17 protein-coding genes are annotated in these 24321 nt (G+C 67.1%); 9 read left to right on the forward strand and 8 right to left on the reverse strand.

All coding sequences use genetic code 11. The features are described 5' to 3' along the window. Nucleotides 1–92 precede the first annotated feature (92 nt). The 7 genes from phoR (at nucleotide 93) to lpxH (ending at nucleotide 11258) form a co-directional block, all read left to right on the forward strand. Nucleotides 93–1421, forward strand: coding sequence for a phosphate regulon sensor histidine kinase PhoR (gene phoR / locus ABE543_RS17540; protein ID WP_053519437.1), 1329 nt, complete (start codon nucleotides 93–95; stop codon nucleotides 1419–1421). 4 nt (nucleotides 1422–1425) lie between these two features. Then, nucleotides 1426–3513: a polyphosphate kinase 1 gene (gene ppk1, locus ABE543_RS17545; RefSeq protein ID WP_197600977.1), complete on the forward strand. Its 2088-nt coding sequence runs from the start codon at nucleotides 1426–1428 to the stop codon at nucleotides 3511–3513. Between the two features lie 364 nt (nucleotides 3514–3877). Next, nucleotides 3878–5404 carry an exopolyphosphatase gene (gene ppx / locus ABE543_RS17550; protein WP_053519439.1) on the forward strand — a complete coding sequence of 509 codons (1527 nt, stop codon included), beginning with the start codon at nucleotides 3878–3880 and terminating at the stop codon, nucleotides 5402–5404. Nucleotides 5405–5696: 292 nt separating this feature from the next. Further along, entirely contained in the window at nucleotides 5697–8627 is a 2931-nt protein-coding gene (locus ABE543_RS17555) for a TonB-dependent receptor (protein WP_053519440.1), read from the forward strand. Nucleotides 8628–8793: 166 nt separating this feature from the next. Beyond that, nucleotides 8794–9939, forward strand: coding sequence for a glycosyltransferase family 1 protein (locus ABE543_RS17560; protein ID WP_346475951.1), 1146 nt, complete (start codon nucleotides 8794–8796; stop codon nucleotides 9937–9939). Continuing rightward, on the forward strand, nucleotides 9920–10459 hold the full coding sequence (locus ABE543_RS17565) for a phosphatase PAP2 family protein (protein WP_053519442.1): 540 nt from the start codon (nucleotides 9920–9922) through the stop codon (nucleotides 10457–10459). Before ABE543_RS17560 ends, ABE543_RS17565 begins: the two co-directional genes overlap by 20 nt. 58 nt (nucleotides 10460–10517) lie before the next feature. Next, a complete protein-coding gene (lpxH, locus tag ABE543_RS17570) occupies nucleotides 10518–11258 on the forward strand; it encodes a UDP-2,3-diacylglucosamine diphosphatase (protein WP_053519443.1) in 741 nt (246 codons plus the stop codon). Nucleotides 11259–11312: 54 nt separating this feature from the next. Here the strand turns inward: lpxH and ABE543_RS17575 are convergent, their stop codons facing one another. After that, entirely contained in the window at nucleotides 11313–12566 is a 1254-nt protein-coding gene (locus tag ABE543_RS17575) for a M12 family metallo-peptidase (protein WP_065182473.1), read from the reverse strand. A gap of 225 nt (nucleotides 12567–12791) precedes the next feature. On the opposite strand from ABE543_RS17575, the gene ABE543_RS17580 reads away from it, so the two are divergent. Then, nucleotides 12792–14249, forward strand: coding sequence for a DUF2235 domain-containing protein (locus tag ABE543_RS17580; protein WP_346475952.1), 1458 nt, complete (start codon nucleotides 12792–12794; stop codon nucleotides 14247–14249). A 42-nt stretch (nucleotides 14250–14291) separates the two neighbouring features. On the opposite strand, the gene ABE543_RS17585 is transcribed toward ABE543_RS17580, so the two are convergent. From ABE543_RS17585 to ABE543_RS17615, 7 genes are all read right to left on the reverse strand, one after another. Next, the gene (locus tag ABE543_RS17585; RefSeq protein ID WP_262100145.1) at nucleotides 14292–15116 is read right to left on the reverse strand and encodes a ferritin-like domain-containing protein; all 825 of its coding nucleotides are present in this window, start codon (nucleotides 15114–15116) and stop codon (nucleotides 14292–14294) included. Between the two features lie 10 nt (nucleotides 15117–15126). After that, nucleotides 15127–16593 (reverse strand): amidophosphoribosyltransferase, encoded by a 1467-nt coding sequence (gene purF, locus ABE543_RS17590; RefSeq protein WP_065175938.1) that lies wholly within the window; start codon nucleotides 16591–16593, stop codon nucleotides 15127–15129. Between the two features lie 30 nt (nucleotides 16594–16623). Beyond that, nucleotides 16624–17385 carry a CvpA family protein gene (locus ABE543_RS17595; protein ID WP_053519448.1) on the reverse strand — a complete coding sequence of 254 codons (762 nt, stop codon included), beginning with the start codon at nucleotides 17383–17385 and terminating at the stop codon, nucleotides 16624–16626. A 43-nt stretch (nucleotides 17386–17428) separates the two neighbouring features. Continuing rightward, complete coding sequence (locus ABE543_RS17600; protein ID WP_065175936.1) at nucleotides 17429–18439, reverse strand: SPOR domain-containing protein; 1011 nt, start codon at nucleotides 18437–18439, stop codon at nucleotides 17429–17431. Nucleotides 18440–18520: 81 nt separating this feature from the next. Further along, a complete protein-coding gene (gene folC / locus ABE543_RS17605) occupies nucleotides 18521–19792 on the reverse strand; it encodes a bifunctional tetrahydrofolate synthase/dihydrofolate synthase (RefSeq protein WP_346475953.1) in 1272 nt (423 codons plus the stop codon). A 45-nt stretch (nucleotides 19793–19837) separates the two neighbouring features. Beyond that, nucleotides 19838–20482, reverse strand: coding sequence for a histidine phosphatase family protein (locus ABE543_RS17610; RefSeq protein ID WP_053519451.1), 645 nt, complete (start codon nucleotides 20480–20482; stop codon nucleotides 19838–19840). Between the two features lie 193 nt (nucleotides 20483–20675). Beyond that, nucleotides 20676–22838 (reverse strand): S46 family peptidase, encoded by a 2163-nt coding sequence (locus ABE543_RS17615; RefSeq protein WP_346475954.1) that lies wholly within the window; start codon nucleotides 22836–22838, stop codon nucleotides 20676–20678. Between the two features lie 335 nt (nucleotides 22839–23173). Between ABE543_RS17615 and tdh the strand changes: the two genes are divergently transcribed. Beyond that, nucleotides 23174–24196 (forward strand): L-threonine 3-dehydrogenase, encoded by a 1023-nt coding sequence (gene tdh / locus ABE543_RS17620; RefSeq protein WP_053520036.1) that lies wholly within the window; start codon nucleotides 23174–23176, stop codon nucleotides 24194–24196. Nucleotides 24197–24321: the final 125 nt, after the last annotated feature.

The raw sequence follows: 24321 nt of genomic DNA on the forward strand, positions 1-24321 counted from the left end.
GCATCGCGCACCCACGGGTGCCGATGCCGGCAACTCTGCTATAACCCTTGGTTCATTCCAGTGAACCACCGCACCTCATCGACGAGACCGCAATGCCCCGCCACATCCGCTCTGCCTGGTTGAAGACGCTGGCTACCGTCGCCGCGGTACTGCTGTTCGCCGGACTGGTGGGATGGTTCACGGGCCATCTGTGGTTGTGCGTCGCACTGGGCGCGCTGGCGACGCTGGCCTGGCATTACTGGCGGTTGCGCAGCGTGCTGCGCCGGCTGACCGCGCGCCAGCGCTGGGATACCGCCGAAGGCACGGGTGTGTGGAATGAACTGGATCGCCTGCTGTACCGCAACCAGGTCGAAATGCGCGTGCGCAAGCGGCGCCTGCTGGACATGCTGCGCAGCTACCGCGCCGCGGCCGCCGCGCTGCCCGACGCAGTGGTGGTGCTCGACCGCAACAGCCAGCGCGTGCAGTGGTTCAACGAAGCGGCCACGGCCCTGCTTGGCCTGCACCACCCGGGCGACCTGGGCGAGGCCCTTGTCGAGCGGTTGCAGCCGATGCCGCTGGCCCACTGGCTGGCCGGTGGTCGCAACGCCGAGCCGATCCTGGACGTGCCCTCGCCGGTCGATCCAGCGATCCGCCTCAACCTCCGCCTGATTCCGTATTCGTCGGACTACTGGCTGCTGATCGCCCGTGATGTCAGCAAGCTGCTGCGCCTGGAGCAGGTCCGCCGCGATTTCGTCGCCAATGTTTCACATGAGCTGCGCACCCCTCTCACCGTGGTGCACGGCTACCTGGACATGATGGATCCGGAGGATTTCCCCGGCACCGGCCCGATGCTTGAAGAGATGCGCAAGCAGAGCCAGCGCATGGCCCAGCTGGTGGAAGACCTGCTGACCCTGTCGCGGCTGGAGTCGCAGGAACACACCGAAGAGGAAGTCGTGGCCATGCAGCCGATGCTGGCCACGCTGCGTCGCGAAGCCGAGGCCCACAGCCAGGGTCGCCACCAGATCAGCATCGAGGACCTTGCCGGCGTCGACCTGCAGGGCTCGACCAAGGAGCTGCACAGCGCCTTCTCCAATCTGGTCACCAATGCAGTGCGCTACACGCCGGCCGACGGCCGCATCACCGTCGAGTTCCGTCGCGAAGGCGACGGCGCGGTGCTGGCCGTGCGCGATACCGGCTATGGCATCCCGGCAACCCACCTGCCGCGGCTGACCGAACGCTTCTACCGCGTTTCCAGCAGCCGCTCGCGCGAGAGCGGCGGCACCGGCCTCGGCCTGTCCATCGTCAAGCACATCCTCGGCCTGCACCATGCGCGGCTGGAGATCGAAAGCGAGGTCGGCAAAGGATCGGTGTTCTCCTGTCATTTCGATGCCGACCACGTGCGCCCGCGCGAGTCCGCCCCCCTGACCTCCGTCGAAGAATGAAGCCATGAGCAGCCTCGGATCCCTCCCTCTCCCCGTGAGCCCGGACAACGATCCGCTGCGCGATCCGGCGCTGTACATCAACCGCGAACTGTCGCAGCTGGATTTCAACTTCCGCGTGCTGGCCCAGGCCATGGACCCGCAGGTGCCCCTGCTGGAGCGCCTGCGCTTCATGTGCATCTCCTGCACCAACCTCGACGAGTTCTTCGAGATCCGGGCCGCCGCCGTCCGCCACGCGCAGGAATACGGCCTGCCGCCGGCTCCGGACGGGATGAGCCCGCAGGCCATCCTCAACGCCATCCATGAACGCGCCGCCGAACTGGTGGACCAGCAGTACCGCTGCTGGAACGAGACACTGCGCCCGGCCCTGATGGAGGCCGGCATCGGCGTGCTCGGCCGCCATTCGTGGAACCATCGGCAGAAGCGCTGGCTGCGGGCCTACTTCCGCAACGAGATCATGCCGGTGCTGTCGCCGCTGGGCCTGGATCCGGTGCATCCGTTCCCGAAGATCCTCAACAAGTCGCTGAACATCGTCGTCGTGCTGAAGGGCACCGATGCATTCGGCCGCGCCGGCCACCTGGCCATCGTGCGCGCACCGCGCTCGCTGCCGCGCATCATCCAGCTGCCGGAAAAACTCGGTGGCTCGCAGAACTTCGTGTTCCTGTCCTCGGTGCTGTCCACCTTCGTGGATGAACTGTTCCCGGGCATGGAGGTCCAGGGCGCCTACCAGTTCCGCGTGACCCGCAATTCCGAGCTGGTGGTGGACGAGGAGGAAGTGGAGAACCTGGCGCTGGCACTGCGCGATGAACTGGTCGATCGCGGCTACCGGCCGGCGGTGCGGCTGGAAATCGCCCATGACATGCCGCGCGAGATCGTGCGTACCCTGCTGCAGAACTTCGGCCTGACCGAGAACGCGGTGTATCGCATCGACGGCCCGGTCAACCTCAACCGCATCATCCAGCTGTACGACCTCATCGCGCAGCCGGACCTGAAATATCCGCCGATGACGCCGCGCACGCTGCGCGACACCGATGGCATCTTCGAGACCGTGGCGCGCCAGGACCTGCTGCTGCACCATCCCTTCGATGCGTTCGCCGCCGTACTCGACCTGATCCGCCAGGCGGCGCTGGATCCGAACGTGCTGGCGATCAAGCAGACCCTGTACCGCACGGGCAAGGATTCGCTGATCGTCGATGCGCTGATCCAGGCTGCACGTGCCGGCAAGGATGTGACCGTGGTGGTCGAGCTGCGCGCACGCTTCGATGAAGAGGCCAACCTCGGGCTGGCCGATCGCCTGCAGGAAGCCGGCGTACAGGTGGTGTATGGCGTGGTCGGCTACAAGACCCATGCCAAGATGCTGCTGATCGTGCGTCGCGAAGGCCGCAAGCTGCGCCGTTACGTGCACCTGGGCACCGGCAACTACCACAGCGGTACGGCGCGCGCGTACACCGACATCAGCCTGATCACCGCTGACGCGGACATCGGCAATGATGTGCACCTGCTGTTCCAGCAGCTGTCCGGGCTGGCCTCGAAGATGAAGCTCAAGCGCCTGCTGCAGTCGCCCTTCACCCTGCATACCGGCATCCTGGCGCGGATCGAGCGCGAGACGCGCATCGCGGCCGCGGGCCGCCCGGCACGCATCATCGCCAAGATGAACGCCCTCAACGAGGCCCAGGTAATCCGCGCGCTGTACGCCGCCTCGCAGGCCGGAGTGCAGATCGACCTGATCATCCGTGGCGCCTGCACCCTGCGTCCCGGCGTCCCGGGCGTGTCCGACAACATCCGTGTCCGCTCCATCGTCGGCCGCTTCCTGGAACACAGCCGGGTCTACTGGTTCGGCAACGATGGTGCGCCCGAACTGTACTGCGCGAGCGCCGACTGGCTGGAGCGCAACCTGCTGCGGCGGGTCGAGACCTGCTTCCCGATCCTGGATCCGACGCTGGCCAAGCGGGTCTACCGCGAAGTCCTGCAGAACTATCTGGACGACAACCTCAACGCCTGGGAACTGGATGCCGATGGCATCTATCACAAGCGTGCCCCGGCCCACGACGAGGCCCCGCATTCGGCGCAGATGGCATTGATGCAGGGTCTCTGACCCGGTAGGTGCCGGCCTTGGTCGGCACAATGCGTCCAATCTAGAACACCGGGGGCAGAGCCCGTTGCGCAGCAACGGGATCCGACCCCGTGTCGTTCCGGCAGACCGCGGCCAACTGTCGAAGGCGGGGTGGGTCCGGTTGAGGGGGTGTGAGCGGCATGGATGCCGCGACCAAGCCCCCAGGGATGGGTTGACGGCGTCCCCCTCAACCGGACCCACCCCGCCATCCCTCAGAAAACCCGCTTTTGACGTTGACGTTGACGTTGACCTTGCCGGCCAGCGGCCGGCACTACCGAACGCCCCCCGACAAAATGTGAAGGCCATGCGGTGACGAGCACACCGCCCCTTCGGCTAACATTCGCCCATGCCGCATACCACCACGACTCCGCCCGCATTGCAGGATGGCGACCTGCTGGCCGCCATCGACCTTGGCTCCAACAGTTTCCACATGGTCATCGCGCGCTACACGCTCGGCCAGCTGCGGGTGATCGACCGCCTGCGCGAAACCGTGCGCATGGCCGACGGTCTGGATGGCAAGGGGGGCCTGTCGGCTGCGGCACGGCAACGCGCACTGGAATGCCTGGCCCGCTTCGGCCAGCGCATCCGCAATGTCCCGTCGCACCGCGTGCGTGCACTGGCCACCAATACCGTGCGCCAGCTGCGTTCACCGCAGTCGTTCCTGGTTCCCGCCGAAACCGCGCTTGGCCATGCCATTGAAGTGGTGAGCGGCCGCGAGGAGGCGCGCCTGATCTACCTGGGCGTCGCCCATGCCCAGCCGCCCAAACCGGGCGAGCGCCGGCTGGTGATCGACATCGGCGGTGGCTCGACCGAGTTCATCATCGGCATGGGCATGCAGACCCTCGAGCGCGAGAGCCTGCAGGCCGGCTGCATTGCCAGCACCCGCCGCTTCTTTCCGGGCGGCAAGCTCAGCAAGAAGCGCTGGAAGGATGCACTGGCCGAGATCGGTCGCGAGTTCCAGCCCTTCGCCAGCAAGTATCGTGCGCTGGGCTGGCAGGAGGCACTGGGTTCTTCGGGCACCCACAAGGCGATCAGCGAGATCTGCGCGACGATGAAGCTGAGCAAGGGGGCGATCACCGCCGAAGCCCTGCCACAGCTGCGCGACGAGCTGCTCAAGGCCAAGAAGATCGACGACATCGTGCTGCCGGGCCTGTCCAGCGATCGCCGCCCGATCATCGCGGGCGGCATCCTGGTGCTGGAGGCGGCCTTCCAGGCATTGGGCCTGCAGAAGCTGCTGGTCAGCAAGGCCGCGATGCGCGAAGGCATCCTTTACGACATCGTCGGCCGTGCCGGCGAGAACGACCTGCGCGACGAATCGGTCGCTGCGCTCACCCACCGTTACGGCATCGACACCGTCCAGGCCGACCGCGTGCAGGACACCGCCCTGTCGCTGCTGGAGCAGGTACAGGAACGCTGGAAGCTCGACGCTGACGATGCCCGCATGCTCGGCTGGGCGGCACGCCTGCATGAGCTGGGGCTGATGATCGCCCACAGCGGCTATCACGTGCATGGCAGCTACGTGCTGGAACACTCGGACATCGCCGGCTTCTCGCGGCAGGAGCAGCAGATGCTGGCGGCCCTGGTCCGCAGCCATCGCCGCAGCGTGGGCAAGACCGCGTTCGACGCCCTGCCCGAGCGCCTGCTGCTGACCGCGCGGCGGCTGGCCGCGCTGCTGCGCCTGGCGGTGCTGCTCAACCGTGCCCATGAGGACGCTCCGCTGCCGCCGCTGGAACTGACCGCCGATGACAACCGGTTGTCGCTGATCGTGCCGCAGGCGTTCATCGACGCCCGGCCGCTGCTGCGCGCCGACCTGATCGGCGAGACCGACGGCATCGCCGGCCTCGGCATCCAGTTCCGTCCCTTCGTTGCCTGAATACGCGCGCCTCGGCGTTACATTCGGTGACACTTTGCGCAATCTGGCGGCTTTTCCTGTTGCATCGCGTCAGCCCGTCGTTGGGGGTCCATCCGCGACGGCATCGTAAGCGATTGCTTTTGTTCATGTTTTGTGAAGATTTGTGACAAAGCGTTAATTTGTTCGACACGCCCTCTTTACACAGCATTAACCAACGAGACTACTATCGGGTTGCTGGTCCGGTCGCACGACCTTCCGGCTTCTTCGACGCCCTTTTTGGCGTCCGTTGCACGACCTGAGAGAGAGAGCTCGTATGACTTCACGCACCACCGCCCTGGGGCAGGCGATCCGCTATGCCCTGGCTACCACTGCAACGCTGGCGGCACTGCCCGCGTTCGCCCAGAGCGAAAGCACTGCTTCGCCGACCAACCTGGACCGTATCGAGATCACCGGTTCGCGTATCCGTCAGGTCGACGTGGAAACCGCCCAGCCGGTGTTCGCGATCAGCCGCAACGATATCGAGCGCCAGGGCTTCAGCTCGGTTGCCGACATCCTGCAGAACGTCACCGCGATGGGCAGCCCGGCAATCAGCCGCGCCAACGCGCTGACCGCAGGCGAGAACGCGGGCGGCACCTACATCGACATGCGCAACCTGGGCACGCAGCGCACGCTGGTGCTGGTCAACGGCAAGCGCCTGGGCATCAGCACGTCCGGCTACCAGGACGTTTCCTCCCTGCCGGTGTCGGCAGTGGAGCGCATCGAGGTGCTGAAGGACGGCGCTTCTGCGATCTATGGTTCGGATGCCATGGCTGGCGTGGTCAACATCATCACCCGCTCCAACGTCACCGGCGTGACCGCCAACGTCTACCACGGCCAGTACAGCGAGGGCGACGGCGCGCGCGACCGCTTCGACGTGGTCGCCGGCTGGAACAACGACCGCATCTCGCTGACCCTGTCGGCCGAGCATGCAGAAGAGAAGGGCGTGTGGGCACGTGACCGCGGCTTCAGCCAGTACGGCATGACCGATCGCCACCCGAACGACAGCAGCAACTGGACCACCATCAGCCAGTACGGCCAGTTCACCGGCGTGCGCGGTCCCGGCTGCAATGCGACGCCTCCGGCAGGCTGTGGCTACTCGCTCAACCGTGGCACGGACCCGACCAATCCGGCCAATTACCACCTCACCAGCACCACGCCCTTCACCGGTGACGTGAGCAACGCCAACGACCAGATGCACGTGATGTACCCGGTCAAGCGCGACTCGATCTACTTCGACGGCCGGTTCAAGATCACCGACAACGTCAACTTCCGCACCGAGCTGGGCTACAACCAGCGCGAGTCCACCCGCCAGATCGCGGGCTATCCGCTGCAGTCGAGCACCGCCGGTGTCGGCTCCATGTCGATCGACAGCTACTTCAACCCGTTCGGCAACCAGCACGGCTTCGCCACCCCGACTGCGGTGGCCTGGAACCGCCGCACCTGGGAAGTGCCGCGCGTGACCACCAGCGAGCTGAAGACCTACCGCGCGGTGGCGTCGTTCGACGGCTCGTTCGATATCGGCGAGCGTTACTTCGACTGGGAAGTGGGCTACCAGTACAACCGCAACGAGCTGGAATCGGTGGCGACCGGCAACCTGCACAAGGGTCGCGTCGCGGCCGGCGTAGGTCCGTCCTTCTTCAACGCCGCCACCGGCAAGGTGCAGTGCGGCACGGCCGCTGCTCCGATCTCCTACGACGTCTGCAAGCCGTGGAACCCGCTGGTTCCGTACGGCACCACCGCTGCCGATGGCATCTATGGCAACGAAGAACTGCAGGCGTGGCTGTTCCCGGATGAGATCACCAAGGGCCGCACCACCTCCAAGAACTTCTTCGCCAGCATCGCGGGCAGCATCGTGACCCTGCCGGCCGGTGACCTCGGCTTCGCCTTCGGCGTGGAAAGCCGCAAGGAAGAAGGCAAGTACACCCCGGATGCCCTGGCCCAGACCGGCGCCACCACCAACCTCGCGGCTGGCCCGACCGGTGGCGACTACACCGTCAATGAAGCCTACCTGGAAGTGAACGTTCCGGTGCTGGCCGATCTGCCGGGCGCGAAGGAACTGAGCTTCAACGGTGCTACCCGTTTCTCGGACTACAACACCTTCGGCAACACCCTCAACAGCAAGTTCGGCTTCAAGTGGAAGCCGATCGACTCGCTGATGGTGCGTGGCACCTGGGCGGAGGGCTTCCGCGCCCCGACCATCAACGATCTGTTCGGTGGTGGCTCCGAGACCTTCGCGCAGTTCAGCGATCCGTGCGACACCCGCTTCGGTTCCTCGGCCTCCAGCGCCGAAGTCCGTTCGCGTTGCGCCCGCGACATCGCCAATGCCGATACCTTCCGCCAGCTGCGCCAGGGCGGCACTCCGGTGAACACCTCCACCGATGCCACGCCGGTGCCGTTCACCTCCGGCTCCAATCCGCTGCTGACTCCGGAAACCTCGACCAGCAAGACGCTGGGCCTGGTCTGGAGCCCGAGCTTCATCCAGGGCTTCAACGCCTCGCTGGACTGGTGGAAGATCCGCATCGACAACACGATCATTGCCGATACGCCGACCCAGATCCTGCAGGACTGCTACGAAGCAGGCATCGATTCGCGCTGCACGCGCTTCCAGCGTGACCCGGTGACGGGCATCGTGACCAACCTGAAGTTCGGCAACCGCAATGCGGGCTTCATGGAAACCGAAGGTTACGACCTGGATGTGAGCTACCGTCTGGACACCCGGTTCGGCAAGTTCAACGTGAATTCGGCCACCACCTACGTGTCCAGTGCGACCTACCGCACCTCGAACGACAGCTCGATCGTTCCGATCGTCACCAACGGCATCGGCAGCGCCTTCCGCGTCCGCTCGAACCTGGCGCTGGGCTACGATCTGGGTGACTTCGGGGTGACCTGGACCGCGCGCTACTACTCGGGCGTGAAGGAGACCTGCTCCAACATCGGTCTGTATCCGGACGAGTGCTCCGATCCGGGCGTGTATGCACCGTGGTACAAGGGCTCGCGCAACTACAACGAGCGTGGTTCGGTGACCTTCCACGACGTGCAGTTCCGCTACAACCTGCCGTGGGATGCGACCGTCGCCGTCGGCGCCAACAACGTGTTCGAGAAGTCCGGCCCGATCATGTACAGCAAGCCGAACTCCGCGTTCTCGTACTACGGTGGCTACGACATCGGTCGTTTCATCTACATGAAGTACCAGCAGCGCTTCTGATCGATCGCACTGCGACGCTCCACGACCACGGCCCTTCGGGGCCGTGGTTTTTTCTGGCCCCGGCCCCGCCGCCGGCACTCCTGCGCGTCTGTCATGCCTGTGTCGCCAAGCCGTCATGTCGGCTACATCGCCAGGCCCGAGCATGCCGGGAAACCGGAGGCCCGCCATGCGCTATGCCATCGTCACCGAGACGTATCCGCCGGAAGTCAACGGCGTCGCACTGACCGTGCAGGGACTGGAACAGGGCCTGCGGACGGCCGGGCACGAGATCGACCTGATCCGGCCACGCCAGGCCAGTGAAGCGCTGGATTCCGCTCCCGGTACCCTGCTGGTGCCCGGCGCCGCCCTGCCCCGCTATCCCGGGTTGCGGTTCGGCCTGCCGGCCCCGATCCGGCTCGGTCGCCACTGGCAGCAGCAGCGCCCGGATGCGATCTATGTCGCTACCGAAGGCCCACTGGGCTGGTCGGCGCTGCGTACCGCGCGGCGCCTCGGCATCCCGGTAGCCAGTGGCTTCCACACCCGCTTCGACGAGTATCTGCCCGACTACGGGGTCGCTTGGCTGCAGGCCGCCGCGATGCGCTGGATGCGCCGCTTCCACAACCAGGCCGACGCCACCCTCGTGCCCACCCGCGAGCTCCAACAGTTCCTTGCCGAACAGGGCTTCGAGCGCGTCCGGCTGCTGGCCCGCGCGGTCGACAGCCAGCAGTTCGACCCGAGCCGGCGTGACCCCACCCTGCGCGAGGAATGGGGCATCGACGGCAATGGCCTGGCAGCGATCTACGTTGGCCGGATCGCCGCCGAGAAGAACCTCGGACTGGCCGTGAAGGCGTTCCGCCGCCTGCAGCAGATACGGCCGAAGGCACGCTTCGTCTGGGTCGGCGACGGGCCCGCACGGGAGAAGCTGGCGCATGAGAACCCCGACTTCATCTTCTGCGGCATCCAGCGCGGCGAAGCGCTGGCCCGCCATTTCGCCAGCGGCGATCTGTTCCTGTTCCCCAGCCGCAGCGAGACCTTCGGCAACGTGACCCTGGAAAGCATGGCCAGCGGCCTGGCCACGGTGGCCTTTGATTACGGCGCGGCGCGTGAGTACCTGCGCAACGGCGAGAACGGTGCCGCCGTGGACAACGACGAGCAGTTCGTCGAAGCGGCCGTGCAGCTGGCCAGCGATGACACGCTGCGCCGCGAACTGGGCAGCCAGGCCGCACGGGCGATGAAGCGGCTGCATCCGCAGCAGGTGGTGGCCGAGTTCGATGCGCTGCTGGCCGAGCTGGCGAACACCCGGAGGATTGGCCATGCGCACCACGCCGCTTGAACTGCTGCGCGGCAGCGAAACACGCCTGTGCCGGCGGGCGAACCACTATTGCCGGCGCCGCCGCGTGCGCCGTCTGTTCTCGATCATCAGCCGGCTCGGCGACGGCGTGTTCTGGTACGTGCTGATGGGTGTGCTGGTGGCGATCGATGGCTTCGACGGGCTGCGCGCATCGGTGCACATGGCCGCCACCGGCCTGGCCGCGCTGCTGCTGTACAAGGGCCTCAAGCGCTGGACCCGGCGCCCCCGCCCGTATGCCGCGGATCTGCGCATCCGGGCCTGGGTGGCCCCGCTGGACGAGTTCAGTTTCCCGTCCGGGCATACCCTGCACGCGGTGTCGTTCACCATCGTGGCGTTGGCCTATTACCCCTGGCTGGCGCCGCTGCTGGTGCCGTTCACCCTCGGCGTGGGCCTGTCGCGGGTCGTGCTGGGCCTGCATTACCCCAGCGATGTGCTGGCCGCCACCGGCATCGCCGCACTGCTGGCGTCGGCCAGCCTGGCCTGGCTGCCGCTGCCGGTGTGATGCGCTCGCCGGCCATGGCCCGGCGCTACCGGTATCCGCGATGACCTAGAATGCAGGCATGACCACGCTGTTCATTTCCGACCTGCACCTGGACCCGAGCCGTCCGGAAATCACCGACCTGTTCCTGCGTTTCCTGCGCGAACAGGCGCCCGGCGCGGACGCGCTGTACATCCTGGGCGATCTGTTCGAGGCCTGGATCGGCGACGACACGCCCTCACCCGCCGCCGATGCGGTGGCGGACGCGTTGAGGACGCTCGCCGACAGCGGCGTGCCGGTGTACTTCATCCGCGGCAACCGCGATTTCCTGCTTGGCGAAGACTACGCGCGCCGCGCCGGCCTGCGCATCCTGCCCGACCCCTGCGTGATCGAGCTGTACGGCCGTGCCGTGCTGCTGCAGCACGGCGATCTGCTGTGCACCGACGACATTCCCTACCAGCAGTTCCGCGCGCAGACGCGCGATCCGGCATTCCAGGCGCAGTTCCTCTCGCAACCGCTGGCCGCACGCATTGCCTTCGCACAGAAGGCCCGTGAAGCGAGCCAGGCACGGCAGTCGGAAATGAAACAGGGCGACCGCGCGCAGTTCGAGACAGTGACCGACGTGGCCCCGGCCGAAGTGGAGGCCACCTTCATCCGTCACGGCGTGGACACCATGATCCACGGCCACACCCACCGCCCTGCAATCCATGCGCTGCAGGCCGGCGGACGCAGCTGCACCCGCATCGTTCTGGGTGACTGGTACGAGCAGGGCTCGGTACTGCGCGTGACCCCACAGGGCTGGACGCTGGATTCGCTGACCTGAGGCCCGTCCATCCACGGCAGCGCACGACCCCGGGTCGTGCGCCCCGAGTACCGGTTACCGGAAGCCGGCGATGGTGTGCTTGGTATTGACCAGCACGCGCTGGTTGTCGGCGGTGCTGGCATTGCCCATCGGGATGCCGTTGTAGCTGATGTTCGGATTGGACCAGTAATTCAGGCGCGGGCAGCTGCGGGTGCAGTTGTACGCCATGATGGTGCGCCAGCCGGTACCGCTGGATGGCTCATAGCGATAGCCATGGCCATAGGCGTACGGCGACGTGCTCGGATCGTTGGCGAGATCGTGCCGCGCGCTCTGCAGGTGGCCGATCTCGTGGGCGAACGAGTAGTAGCCGGTCGCGCAATCCCAGTACACCGCCGCGAACGCGGTGGATGCGCTTGAGCCGATGCCCGAGGCCAGGCCGCAGTACGACGCGTTGTTGATCAGCAGCACGCCGACATCGGCCGTGTAGGTATTGCGGCTGCTGTGGATGCTGTCCATGTAGCCGTCGCTGGTGCCGCGGAAACGTGCCAGATCGGTATTGAAGTCGCCGGATTCGCTGTAACTGGTGGTCTCGTAGCGGGCCAGCTGCAGCGTCAGGCCGACATTGCTGTTGGTGTAGCCCTGGTTCGACTCGGCGACCGCCAGCTGCACCAGCGACTGCATGTTGCCGCCATAGGCGGCGACGGCGGCATTGGTGGCCACCACCAGTACCCGGATGGTCGCCGGCGTTCCCGAAGACGCCTGGGCAATGCCGATGCGGTCATCGGCCGGCAGCGGAATCTTCGGCAACTGGTTGTAGTCGGCCGGGTGATCGGCCGGCATCCGCGATTCATCCACTTCCACCAGGACGTGGCGGTTGCCGAGCGGACGCAACCGGTAGAGTTTGCCGTCCTTGCGGATCGAGCCGGTCAGCGTGTCGCCGGAGCGGACCAGGATCACCGAATTGCCAGGGTCATCCTGTCCATTGGAGGTGGCCGCCTGCAGCCTGCCCGACGCGGAGCGGAGCTGGCCGTACCAGACAGAGCCGCCGTCGGGCAGCGTTTCGACCTTGCTGCGTACCGCCTGCACCCGCTGGCCAAGCAGCTCGAACTCCAGCTGCGGCTGCGCGGTGGCAGCGGCATCGACCCGCACCTCCTGCACGGCGGCCGTGGACGGCGTCGCCAGCAACCGGCCCAGCGCAGGTTCACTGCTTGCCGATGCACGACTGAGTACCGTCACCGGCTCGAACAACGGTGCAGCACCGGCGGCCGCAACCACCGACATTCCCAGCAACAGGCCACCCGCCGTCTTGCCAATCGATCTGGACATCATTTCGTCGCTCCTTGAATGAAGTGAACAGCAGTGATGCAGCACGACCCGTTGTGTCGGGTCCGGCCATCTGGCCTGCGCAGGTCGTGTGAATTCAATAGGCGGTCGGAATGAGAATCTGGATCTGTGATCGACCGCATCTGCGTTCAGTCACGTCAACAGCGTCGCTACACTTCGCCAACACACCGCTTTCGCGCTACCGTGACGTAGCCACGACGGGGAATGCACATGGCACCAGCGCAGGACACCCATGACGATGCCGCCGTGCTGCGGATTGGTCTGTTCTTCGATGGCACCCGCAACAACGCGCACAACCTGGCGCGCGGACACGTCCAGGTGCCGCAACCCCGCCCTGCCGTGCTGCGCGCCGACGATGATTCGACCTATCAGAGCCGGCTGACCAGCAGCTACGACAATGGCCTGACCAACATCGCACGGCTGCACCGGTTGTATCCGGACAGCCGCCAGGAGACGCTGCCGTTCCCCTCGCTGGCGATCTACGTGGAAGGGGTGGGCACCCGCGATGATGCTGAAGACGATCTGCTGGGACTGGCCTTCGGCATCGGCGCCAGCGGTGTGCGTGCCAAGGTCGAGCGCGCGCTCAACGAGCTGTTGCCGGCAGCATTGGCCAGCGTGTCCGCGCGCTGGCACAAGCCGTTGCTGGCCGTGCAGCTGGATCTGTTCGGATACTCACGCGGGGCGGCGGCGGCGCGCGACGCTGCCAACCGCTTGCAGGCCTGGGATACGGCCCGCTGGCAGCAACTGCTGCAGGACGCGGGGCTGGTGTGCGCCGCCGGCTTCGCGCCGGCACGGCCGCTGCTGCGCTTCATCGGCCTGTTCGACACGGTCGTCGCCGTAAGCGGGGGAAGAGCCGATGAGCGACCACGCGTCGCCCTCGCCGCCGACATCGCCGGACGTGTCGTGCAGCTGGTCGCGCGCGACGAACATCGCCAGCACTACCCGCTCACGCGGGTGGCCGCAGCGCACGTGGAGATCGCACTGCCCGGCGTGCACGCCAACATCGGCGGTGGCTACAACCAGACAGAGGAAGGACCGAAGCTGCTCAGTCGCCCACGCCGGCAGCAGCTGCGCCGGCCAAGCGTGGCCGACTACCAGGTCCCCCCGCTGGCACAGCTTCAGGCCACGACGGTGTACGCCGAGGCGCAGGCGGATGCCGAACGCTGGCGGCAGCAGCTCGGGCTGGGCGAAAAGGAAGTGTGGGTCGATGTCTGGCACCAGTGGCAGCAGCAACGCCGCGCCGGCAGCCGCAGCGTGCTGCTGTCGCCGGTGTTGTACGTCACCGCGGCAGTGGTGCTGCGTCGGCGCATCGACTGGCGTTACCAGCTGGTGGCCCTGCAGGTGATGCAGCAGCAGGCCATCGCCGCCGGCGTACGCTGGCGCGCAGATGCCAACGCGGTTGCCGGCTGGGAACTGCCCGACGCACTGCTGCCGATCGCGCGCCGGCTGATGGCCGGGCAGGCCCTCACCCCGGCCCAGGAAGCACTGCTGCGCAGGCGCTACCTGATGCAGTCGGCACACTGGAATTTCGACGCACTGGGCGATACCGCGCTGACCTATGCGGCCGATGCCGGCGTGAGCGAGCTGCCGTATCGACCCGGTCCCGGCCTGTTCTACATCAACCGCCCCACCGTGGATGGCAAGCGGGTGGTGCTGCCGAACACATGAGACGCGCCCGCGCAGGGCGGGACTGGGCTCCCGCGTTGCCGGTCAGCCGGCCTGTTCGACCAGGTTGGCCAGTTCGTCGGCATCGAAGCCCGCCAGCAGGCGGGCTTCCAGGTTGAACGGACCATGCAGGTAACCGCCTGCGAACTCGACCAGCAGTGCCTTGAAGCGTGCGCGCGGTTCAACGCCGGCACGTTCGCAGTACCAGCGGTACCAGCGCGAACCTGCGGCGACGTGCGCCACTTCCTCGCGCAGGATGATCTCCAGCACATCCGCGGTCTCGCCATCGCCGACGTTGCGCAGCTTGTCGATCATGCCCGGTGTCACGTCCAGGCCACGCGCTTCCAGTACGCGGGGCACCAGCGCCATGCGTGCCAGGCCGTCATGTGCGGTCTTCTCGCACATCTCCCACAGGCCGTTATGCGCAGGGAAGTCGGCGTAGTCGTGGCCATGTGCCAGCAGGCGCTCACGCAACAGCATGAAATGCCGCGACTCGTCATCGGCACAACTGACCCAGTCGGCATGGAAGGCTGCGGGCAGGCCGCGGAAGCGATACACGGCATCCCAGGCCAGATCGATCGCATTGAGTTCGATGTGGGCGATGGCATGGATGAAGGCGGCGCGCCCTTCCACCCCACCGAGGCCACGCCGCGGCACCTCGCGCGGATGGACCAGTACCAGGCGGTCCGGTCTGCCCGGCATCCGGATCGGCTCCGGTGGCGGCGCATCCACCGCCACCTTCAGCCGCCCCGCACGGAATGCCGCGGCATGGGCCTGGGTCAAGGCCACCTTGCGCAGCGGATCGGCTTCTGCAAGGCACTGCTGCGCGGCACGCAGCAGGTCGCCACCGACGTCGGCCACCTCGACCACGCCCTTGGCCTCAGGCGCGGCGCTTGTGCTTGGCGTCGTCCGAACGCAGCTGCTGGATGCGCTCGAAATAGCCCGGTTCGATGCCGGTGGGATAGTGGCCGTTGAAGCAGGACGAGTCGAAGTTGCGCAGTGCGGGGTTGCCCTCGCTCACGGCCGCTTCCATGTCTTCCAGATCCTGGTAGATCAGCCAGTCGCAGCCCAGGTGGGCCTCGATTTCTTCAACGCTGCGGTTGTGCGCGACCAGTTCTTCGGCGGCCGGCATGTCGATGCCGTAGATGTTCGGGAAGCGCACCGGCGGCGCGGCACTGGCCAGGTAGACCTTGCGTGCGCCCGCATCACGGGCCATCTGCACGATCTGCTGGCTGGTGGTGCCACGCACGATCGAGTCGTCCACCAGCAGCACCACCCGGTTGCGGAACTCCAGGTGGATCGGGTTGAGCTTGCGCCGCACCGACTTCACCCGCTCACCCTGCCCCGGCATGATGAAGGTGCGGCCGATATAGCGGTTCTTGATGAAGCCTTCGCGGTACTTCACCCCGAGTACATTGGAGATTTCCAGCGCCGCATCGCGCGAGGTGTCCGGAATCGGGATGATGGTGTCGATGTCGTGGTCCGGGCGCAGGCGCAGGATCTTCTCGCCCAGCTTGATGCCCATGCGCATGCGCGCCTTGTGCACCGAGACATTGTCGATCATCGAATCCGGGCGGGCGAAGTACACGTACTCGAAGATGCACGGCGTATGCTCGGCCGGTTCGGCGCAGATTTCCGAGAACAGCTCGCCACGCGCGGTGATGACCAGCGCTTCGCCCGGCTGCACGTCGCGTACGCGCTGGAAGCCGAGCACGTCCAGTGCGGCCGATTCGGAAGCGACGATGTACTCGTCGCCCTCGGCATGGCTGCGCTTGCCCAGCACCAGCGGACGGATGCCATGCGGATCGCGGAAGGCAACCAGTCCCAGGCCCAGCACCACGCTGACCACCGCGTAGCCGCCCTTGCAGCGACGATGCACCCCGGCCACCGCGCGGATGGCGGCTTCCGGACTGAGCTGGCGCTGCTGTTCCAGTTCGTAGGCGAACACGTTCAGCAGCACTTCGCTGTCCGAATCGGTGTTGACGTTGCGGCGGTCCTGCTCGAACACCTGCTGGCGCAGAGCCTCGGTGTTGATGAGGTTGCCGTTGTGCGCCAGGGCGATGCCATACGGCGAATTGACGTAGAACGGCTGGGCCTCGTCCATGCCTTCCGAACCGGCCGTGGGATACCGCACGTGGGCGATACCGACGCTGCCCTCCAGGGTGGACATGGTGCGTGCGTCGAACACGTCGCGGACCAGGCCGTTGGCCTTCTGCACCCGCAGGCGGCTGCCGTTGGCGGTGGCGATGCCTGCCGCGTCCTGGCCGCGATGCTGGAGGACGGTCAAGCCGTCATACAACTGCCCGGCGACGTTCTGGTTGCCGACGATTCCGACGATGCCACACATGGTGCGAGGTCTCCGCTGGGCTGTGCCCAGTTACAAGGAAGGTGGCCGTGCCTGGCCTGGGGTCCCGCCCGCGGCAGGCGCGGGCCGGGCCGGACGCGCGGGCGCCGGCTCGATGTTGCTGGGCAGTGTGGGGGCCGGCCGGGGCTCCCGCTCCACGTCCACGGGCCGCGGCCATCCGCCGCCCGCCACTACCTCGTTGAGAACGCCATTATCGCCTGTCGGCGCCGGCTTGCCCAATACCTGCGAGGAGGTGGGGGCATTCTCGAGCAGGGGCAAGGGCAGTGCCCCCGGCAGCAGGCCGTCCAGCGGCAGCGCCTGTGGCAGCATGCCGTCCAGCTGCGGCAGCTGGGCCTGCATCCAGGCCACCGCCGGCTGCAGCAACGGCCGCACCTGCGACTGCTGCCATGCCGGCTCAGCCGGCAACGCGGTGAAACCGGCCAGCAGCAACAGCACGCTGGCGAAGAACAGGCCGCGGACCAGGCCCAGGGCACCGCCCAGCAGGCGATCCACGCCGCCCAGCAGGGTCAGTTTGATCGCTGCCTTCAGCAACAGCCCGACCAGCCCGACCGCCACCACGGTGAGCACGAACACCCCCAGATAGCCGGCCAGATAGTGACCCGTGCCGGGTGGCTGGGGCGCCGCCCACCAGTGCGATGCCTCGTTGCCGAAGGTGAACGCCATCCAGCCGGCCAGCAGCCAGGACACCAGCGCGACCACGGTGCCGACGAAACCGCGGATGAAGCCGAACAGCACCGACGCACCGATCAGCACGCCCAGCACGATGTCGATCACGCTGCCCGCTCCTGCCGACGACAGCGGCGGACAGCGCGCGTGATCACGGGTGCGGTCGGACCATGCCGGCCACGCCGACCTTGGCCGCCACCTGGGCCTTCAGCTGCTCGGCATCGGCGCGGTTGGCCACCGGCCCGACGCGCACGCGATGCAGGGTGCCTTTTTCGGTGCGGACCTGCTCGACAAAGGCACTGAATCCGGCAGCGCGCACCTTGTCGCGCAGCGCGTTGGCGTCGTTGGCCTGGCCGAACGCCCCCAGCTGGACCGCGAAACCAACACCGCCCGCCGCCGGCGCGGCCGGGGTTTGCGGTTGCGGCTTTGGCTCGGGCTTGGCGACCGGCTTCGTCGCCTCCGGCGTCGCCGTTGCCTTCGGTGCTTCAGGCCTGGCGACCGGCGTGCTGGGCGGCAGGCTCTCGCTGCGCACCGGGTTGCCCGTGGCCGACGGCGTGGACGCCGCCGCCGGGGTGCTGGCCGACGGTGCCGCCGGCGCCGGAGCAGCGGCGGCCGGTGCAGCCGCAGCTGCGGGCGCATCCAGCGTGATCACCTCGGCATGGACGTCGGAGCGGATCTTCACCGCCTGCAGGCGGGCCGCCTCGGCCTGGGCGCGATCGGCATACGGTCCGACGCGCACGCGCCACGCCTGCCGGCCGTTGATGGTCGCCGCCTCGGCAAAGCCCGGCAGCTGCGAACGCTTCAGATAGGCGATCACCGCATCGGCGTCGGCCTTGCTGCCATAGGCGCCGAATGTCACCGCATAGTTGCCGGCAGCCACCGCCGGCGAGGTGTCCACGGTCGGCGGCGTGGCGGGCGCGGCTGCGTCCTGCAGCGGTGCGGCTTGGCCACTCTGCAGGCCGGTGGCACCCCCGGCCGGGGCGACCAGCGGCAGCTCACGGGTCTCGAACTGGCCGTCGGCGGGCGCATTGGGCGCTGCGATCGGCACACTGGCGACGCCACTGTCCGGCGCCGGCCCCTTCACCAGCATCGGCAGGAAGATCACGGCGAGTGCCACCAGCACGATGGCACCAATCAATCGCTGTTTCAGAGGCGTATCCACGTGAGGCAGGCAACTGTCCGGGGGTTGCGGTCGATTATACGGGTGCCGGACCGGACGGCGTCGGCGTTGGCTGAACGTGGATCAGGGCGCGGGCTGCAACCACTGCAGGGCCGCAGCGGCCGTGTGGAACGAACCGAATACCAGTACGCGGTCGCCTGACTGGGCCTGTGCCAGCACCTGCGTCAGTGCCTGCTCGACAGTGCCGACCAGCCGTGCGGTGACCGCAGCGGTGCCATGCAGACGTGCCTGCAGCTGCTGCGCACTCTGTCCGCGCGGACCTTCCAGGCCGGCCAGCGTCCACTCGTCCACCACCTCCTGCAGCGCCTGCACCACGCCTTCCGCATCCTTGTCCTGCAACGCGGCATAGACCGCCAGGGTCCGGCCCGGGACAGCTTCGGCCTTCAGCGCGCGTGCCAGCTGGCCGGCCGCCTGCGGGTTGTGACCCACATCGACCCGCACCTGCACGCCATCACGATCGAATGCCTGCAGGCGACCGTTGATGCGGGCCGCGGCAATGCCAGCCGCCCACGCCGCGCGTGGCAGCGGCCGGTCCAGCGCGCGCAGCGCGGCAATGGCCGCACCCGCATTGGCCAGCTGGATCGGACCGGCCAGCGCGGGGGTCGGCAGTTCCATGCGCAGGCCGACATCGCGCCAGCGCCAGCGCTGGGCATCGATCGGCTCGTAGAAGTAGTCGCTGCCGCCGCGGATGGCGTTCGCGCCCAGCAGATAGGCCCGTGCCAGCACACTCGACGGCGGGTCGGTCTCGCCCAGGATCACCGGTTTCCAGCCGCGGATGATGCCGGCCTTTTCCGCACCGATCGCTTCACGGTCCTCGCCCAGCCACTCGGCATGGTCGATGTCCACCGTGGTGATCACGGCCACGTCGGCGTCGACGATGTTGACCGCATCCAGGCGCCCTCCCAGCCCGACTTCCAGTACCGCCAGGTCCAGCGCTGCCCCCGCGAACAGCTGCAGGGCGGCCAGCGTGCCGTACTCGAAGTAGGTCAGGGTGATGTCGCCACGCGCAGCTTCGACGGCGTTGAATGCCGCCACCAGAGCGGCATCCTCCGCATCCTGCCCATCGATGCGCACGCGTTCGTTGTAGCGCAGCAGGTGCGGCGACGTGTAGGCCCCCACCTTCCAGCCTGCAGCGCGGCCGATGGCCTCGATGAAGGCGACCGTGGAGCCCTTGCCGTTGGTCCCACCGACCACGATGGTGCGCTTGCCCGGCGCGCCCAGTCCCATCCTCGTGGCCACGGCGCGGACGCGCTCCAGGCCCATGTCGATCGTCGCCGGGTGCTGGCGTTCAATGTAATCCAGCCATTCGGCCAGGGTGGTCGGCAGGTTCGTCACGGCAGCGGTTCCAGCAGAAGCAGGGTGGTTCGATGTGGACAGGGATCAGAGGGCGCGGTGCTTGGCTTCGCCGAAGAACGGGGTGTGGTGGGCGCAGTCGTTGAGGCGCACGACCTCCAGGCTCTCCAGGTCCGGACCTTCAAGCAGGTTCAACGTGGTCGGTGCCTGGCGGAAGGTCCACAGCCGCGACAGCGGCAGGCCCAGCACCCTGCACAGGATCACCCGGTTGACGGCATCGTGTGCGACCACCAGCAGCGTGTCGTGCTCCCCGAGGCCCTCGCTGGCGCGTGCCAGGCCGCGCCAGCTGCGCTCGAGCACCAGACGCAGCGACTCGCCGCCCGGCATCAGCACGGTATCGGGTTCCTCACGCCACGCCTTCAACCGCGACGGGTCCTTCTCGTTGATCTCACTGGCCAGCAGGCCTTCCCACTCGCCATGGGCGATTTCCTGCAGATCCGGTTCGGTCTGCAGCGTGCCGGCACGGTCGGCGCCGAGGGCCAGCTGGGCGGTGCGCTGGGCGCGTGACAGCGGCGAGGCCACCGCACGGGTGATGTCCACGGATGCCAGGCGGGCGCCCAGCGCCTGGGCCTGGGCTTCGCCGATGGGCGAAAGCGGGATGTCGATCTGGCCCTGGTAGCGGCCTTCGGCGTTCCACGGGGTTTCGCCGTGGCGGGCAAGCAGGATGCGCATGCGTGCAAGGAGTCCTGGGGGGAGGAGATGGCCGCGTTTCGTTCACATCCTGTGAAGTACGCGGAACAGGGATGATACCTGTTCGGCGCATCGCACCGGTCGGGACATGAAAAAACCCCGCGACGGGGATCGCGGGGTTTCGGAATTGCAGACGGATTCCGCCGGGCATGGCCCGGCGGCGCCAGCATGAACCTTACTGCGCCAAGTTCAATTCCTTCAGCAGCTGCGGCGCGGGGGCCACTTCCTGCATGATCCACTGCATGTAGCGGCTGTCCACCGCGATCATGCGGGTCATCACCGGGTCGAATACCCAGTTGGAGCTGACCGATTCCCAGTTGCCGTCGAAGGCCAGGCCGACCAGCTTGCCGTGCGCATCGAGCACCGGCGAACCGGAGTTGCCACCGGTGATGTCCAGGTTGGACAGGAAGTTCACCGGCACCGAGCCGATCCGCTTGTCCTCCAGGCCGCCATACCGCTTGGCCTTGACCGCATCCAGCAGTGCCTTCGGCGAGTCGAACGGATCGACGCCGGTTTCCTTCGCCGCAACGCCTTCCAGCGTGGTGAACGGGGTGTACTGGACACCGTCCTTGGCATAGCCCATGACATTGCCGAAGGTGATGCGCAGCGACAGGTTGGCATCGGGGTAGACGAACTCGCCCTTGCTCTTCTTGTAGTCCGCCACCGCCTGCAGGTACAGCGGACGGGCCGTCAGCGATTCACCTTCGCGGATCTTCCTCTGTTCTTCCTGCTTCAGCAGGACCGGCATCACGGCCACGGCGTACTGGATGGCCGGATCGGTGCTGGCCTCGAAGGCGGCACGGTCGGCCTTGAACCACTTCAGGCGTTCATCGAGGCTGCCCAGCCCGGTGCCGGCCAGCTTCTTCACCAGGCCGTTGACGGCCCCGGCATCGCTGCCGCCCAGCCACTGGTTGAGAACCTCGTTGTTGCGCTGTGCCGCCGGCAGCGCGACGTACTGGTCCAGCCAGTACTGCTGCAGCTGCTGGTCCATGCCGGCAACGTAGCGACGGTCCATCTGGCGCAGATTGCCTTCCAGGGTCGGCAGATCGCGCTCCTGATAACCGGCTTCACGCTCGGCGTCCGGCTTGGCGCGTTCGATCGACAGGCGGTACAGCGACAGCGCGGCGCCCACGGCCGAGGTGTTGTTGAACTGGCCGACGAACAGATCGCGCTCGCGGGTACTCTTGCTGGTATCCAGGTGCTTGAGCAGCTGGGCGTGAGCGGCCAGGGCCGGCTTGCCGGCTGCGCCCTGCTGCTTCAGCCAGGCCAGCACGGCGGCCTCTTCGGCCCGCTTCTGCCCGGCCGCGTCGATGCGCTTGAAGCCTTCCAGCTGGCCGACGTAGTTCTTGGCCACGTTGTTCATGCTGGCCGCCGTGTTGGCGTACTTGACCTTGACGTCGGCGTCGGCCTTGCCGGCCTTGTCGATCAGCGCCAGCACTTCGTTGTAATGGCGGGCGATGGTCGGGTAGGTGAACTCGGCGGTTTCATTGAATTCGCCGGCCAGCGCATAGCGGTTGGTGCGGCCCGGGTAGCCGGCCACCATCACGAAGTCGTCCGCGCCCAGCGGCTGGTCGGCGAACTTCAGGAAGTGCTTCGGCTGGTACGGCACGTTGTCGGCCGAGAACGCGGCCGGCTTGCCATCCTTGCCCACGTAGGCGCGATAGAACGAGAAGTCGCCGGTGTGGCGCGGCCACATCCAGTTGTCGACGTCGCCGCCGAACTTGCCGACGCTGCCCGGGGGCGCATAGACCAGGCGCACGTCCTTGATTTCCATGTTGCGGAACAGGCGGTAGGTATTGCCGCCGGAGAAGCTGTACAGACGGCAGCGGAAACCGGCGTCGGCTTCACAGGCGGCGGTCTGGGCCTTGTCGAACGCTTCCAGCGCACGGGTGCGGGCCAGCGGGTCCTTGCCGGCGGCGGCGATGGCGGCCTTGGCCTGGTCGGTGACGTCGGTGATCCGGTCCAGCACGAACACGCGGGCGTTGGGACCGGCGCTGAGTTCGTCCTTCAGGGTCGGCGCGTTGAAACCGTCCTTGATCAGGTTCTTCTCGGCGGTGGAGTTGAGCTGGATCGCGCCGTAGGCACAATGGTGGTTGGTGACCACCAGGCCCTGCGGGGAGACGAAGCTGGCGGTGCAGCCGCCCAGCGCCACCACCGCGCCCATCGGGTCGCCGGTCAGGTCGGACAGCTGTTCCGGCGACAGTTTCAGGCCGGCCTTCTGCAGCGGGCCGGCGATCTCCGGCAGCTGCTGCGGTACCCACATGCCTTCGGCGGCATGGGCGACCTGGACCAGCCCAAGGCTGGCGACGACGGAGAATGCAAGCAGGTTCGAGCGCATGGAGCGGCCCCTGGTAGTGGAACCTTCGATTGTAGCCCGCCCCCCTGCCCTGTCCCGAACCCCGGAAGTCATGGCCCCTGGACCGCCGGGCATGGCCCAGCGCTACCCGCACGATTTCCCGATGGCGCGGGACCATGCCACGCGAGCGAGAGCCGCCCGATTTCCCGGCAGCGCCGGGCCATGCCCGGCGAGCACGCCGGTCACGTTCGAAACGCCCGCCGGCGCACGCCTTTCGTTCCGCCAGCGCGCCCGCAGCGCAACATTGGAATTCCGCGCAGACCTCTATAATCCGCGCTTTCCCCCTGATGAGTTCCACCCCGATGGCGCAGCAAACGATGAAGGCCCTGGTCAAGCGCGAAGCGGCCAAGGGCATCTGGCTCGAAGAGGTCCCGGTGCCGACCCCGGGCCCGAACGAAGTCCTGATCAAGCTGGAAAAGACCGCCATCTGCGGTACCGACCTGCACATCTACCTGTGGGACGAGTGGAGCCAGCGCACCATCAAGCCGGGCCTGACCATCGGCCACGAATTCGTCGGTCGCATCGCCGCGCTTGGCTCGGCGGTGACCGGCTATGAGGTTGGCCAGCGCGTCTCGGCCGAAGGCCACATCGTCTGCGGCCACTGCCGCAACTGCCGTGGCGGCCGCCCGCACCTGTGCCCGAACACCGTCGGCATCGGCGTGAACGTCAATGGCGCCTTCGCCGAGTACATGGTGATGCCGGCCAGCAACCTGTGGCCGATCCCGGACCAGATTCCGTCCGAGCTGGCGGCCTTCTTCGACCCGTACGGCAACGCCGCGCACTGCGCGCTGGAGTTCGACGTGATCGGCGAGGACGTGCTGATCACCGGCGCCGGCCCGATCGGCATCATCGCCGCGGGCATCTGCAAGCACATCGGTGCGCGCAACGTGGTGGTGACCGACGTCAACGACTTCCGCCTGAAGCTGGCCGCCGACATGGGCGCGACGCGCGTGGTCAATGTCACCAACACCTCGCTGAAGGACGTGATGAAGGAACTGCACATGGAGGGCTTCGACGTGGGCCTGGAAATGAGCGGCAATCCGCGCGCCTTCAACGACATGCTCGACTGCATGTACCACGGCGGCAAGATCGCCATGCTCGGCATCATGCCCAAGGGTGCCGGCTGCGACTGGGACAAGATCATCTTCAAGGGCCTGACCGTGCAGGGCATCTACGGCCGCAAGATGTACGAGACCTGGTACAAGATGACGCAGCTGGTGCTGTCCGGTTTCCCGCTCGGCAAGGTGATGACCCACCAGCTGCCGATCGACGACTTCCAGAAGGGCTTCGACCTGATGGAAGAAGGCAAGGCCGGCAAGGTGGTACTGAGCTGGAATTGATCACTCGCGCCTCCGGCGCGACTGCCTGATTCCCCCGCATCTCACTTTGTCCCCGGCCGTTGGCCGGCCCACACAGTGCCCGACGCCAGACACGAAAAAGGCACCTCCAGGGGTGCCTTTTTCGT

Origin of the sequence: Stenotrophomonas sp. TWI169, assembly GCF_039674705.1 — a bacterium.
Classification (GTDB): domain Bacteria; phylum Pseudomonadota; class Gammaproteobacteria; order Xanthomonadales; family Xanthomonadaceae; genus Stenotrophomonas; species Stenotrophomonas maltophilia_P.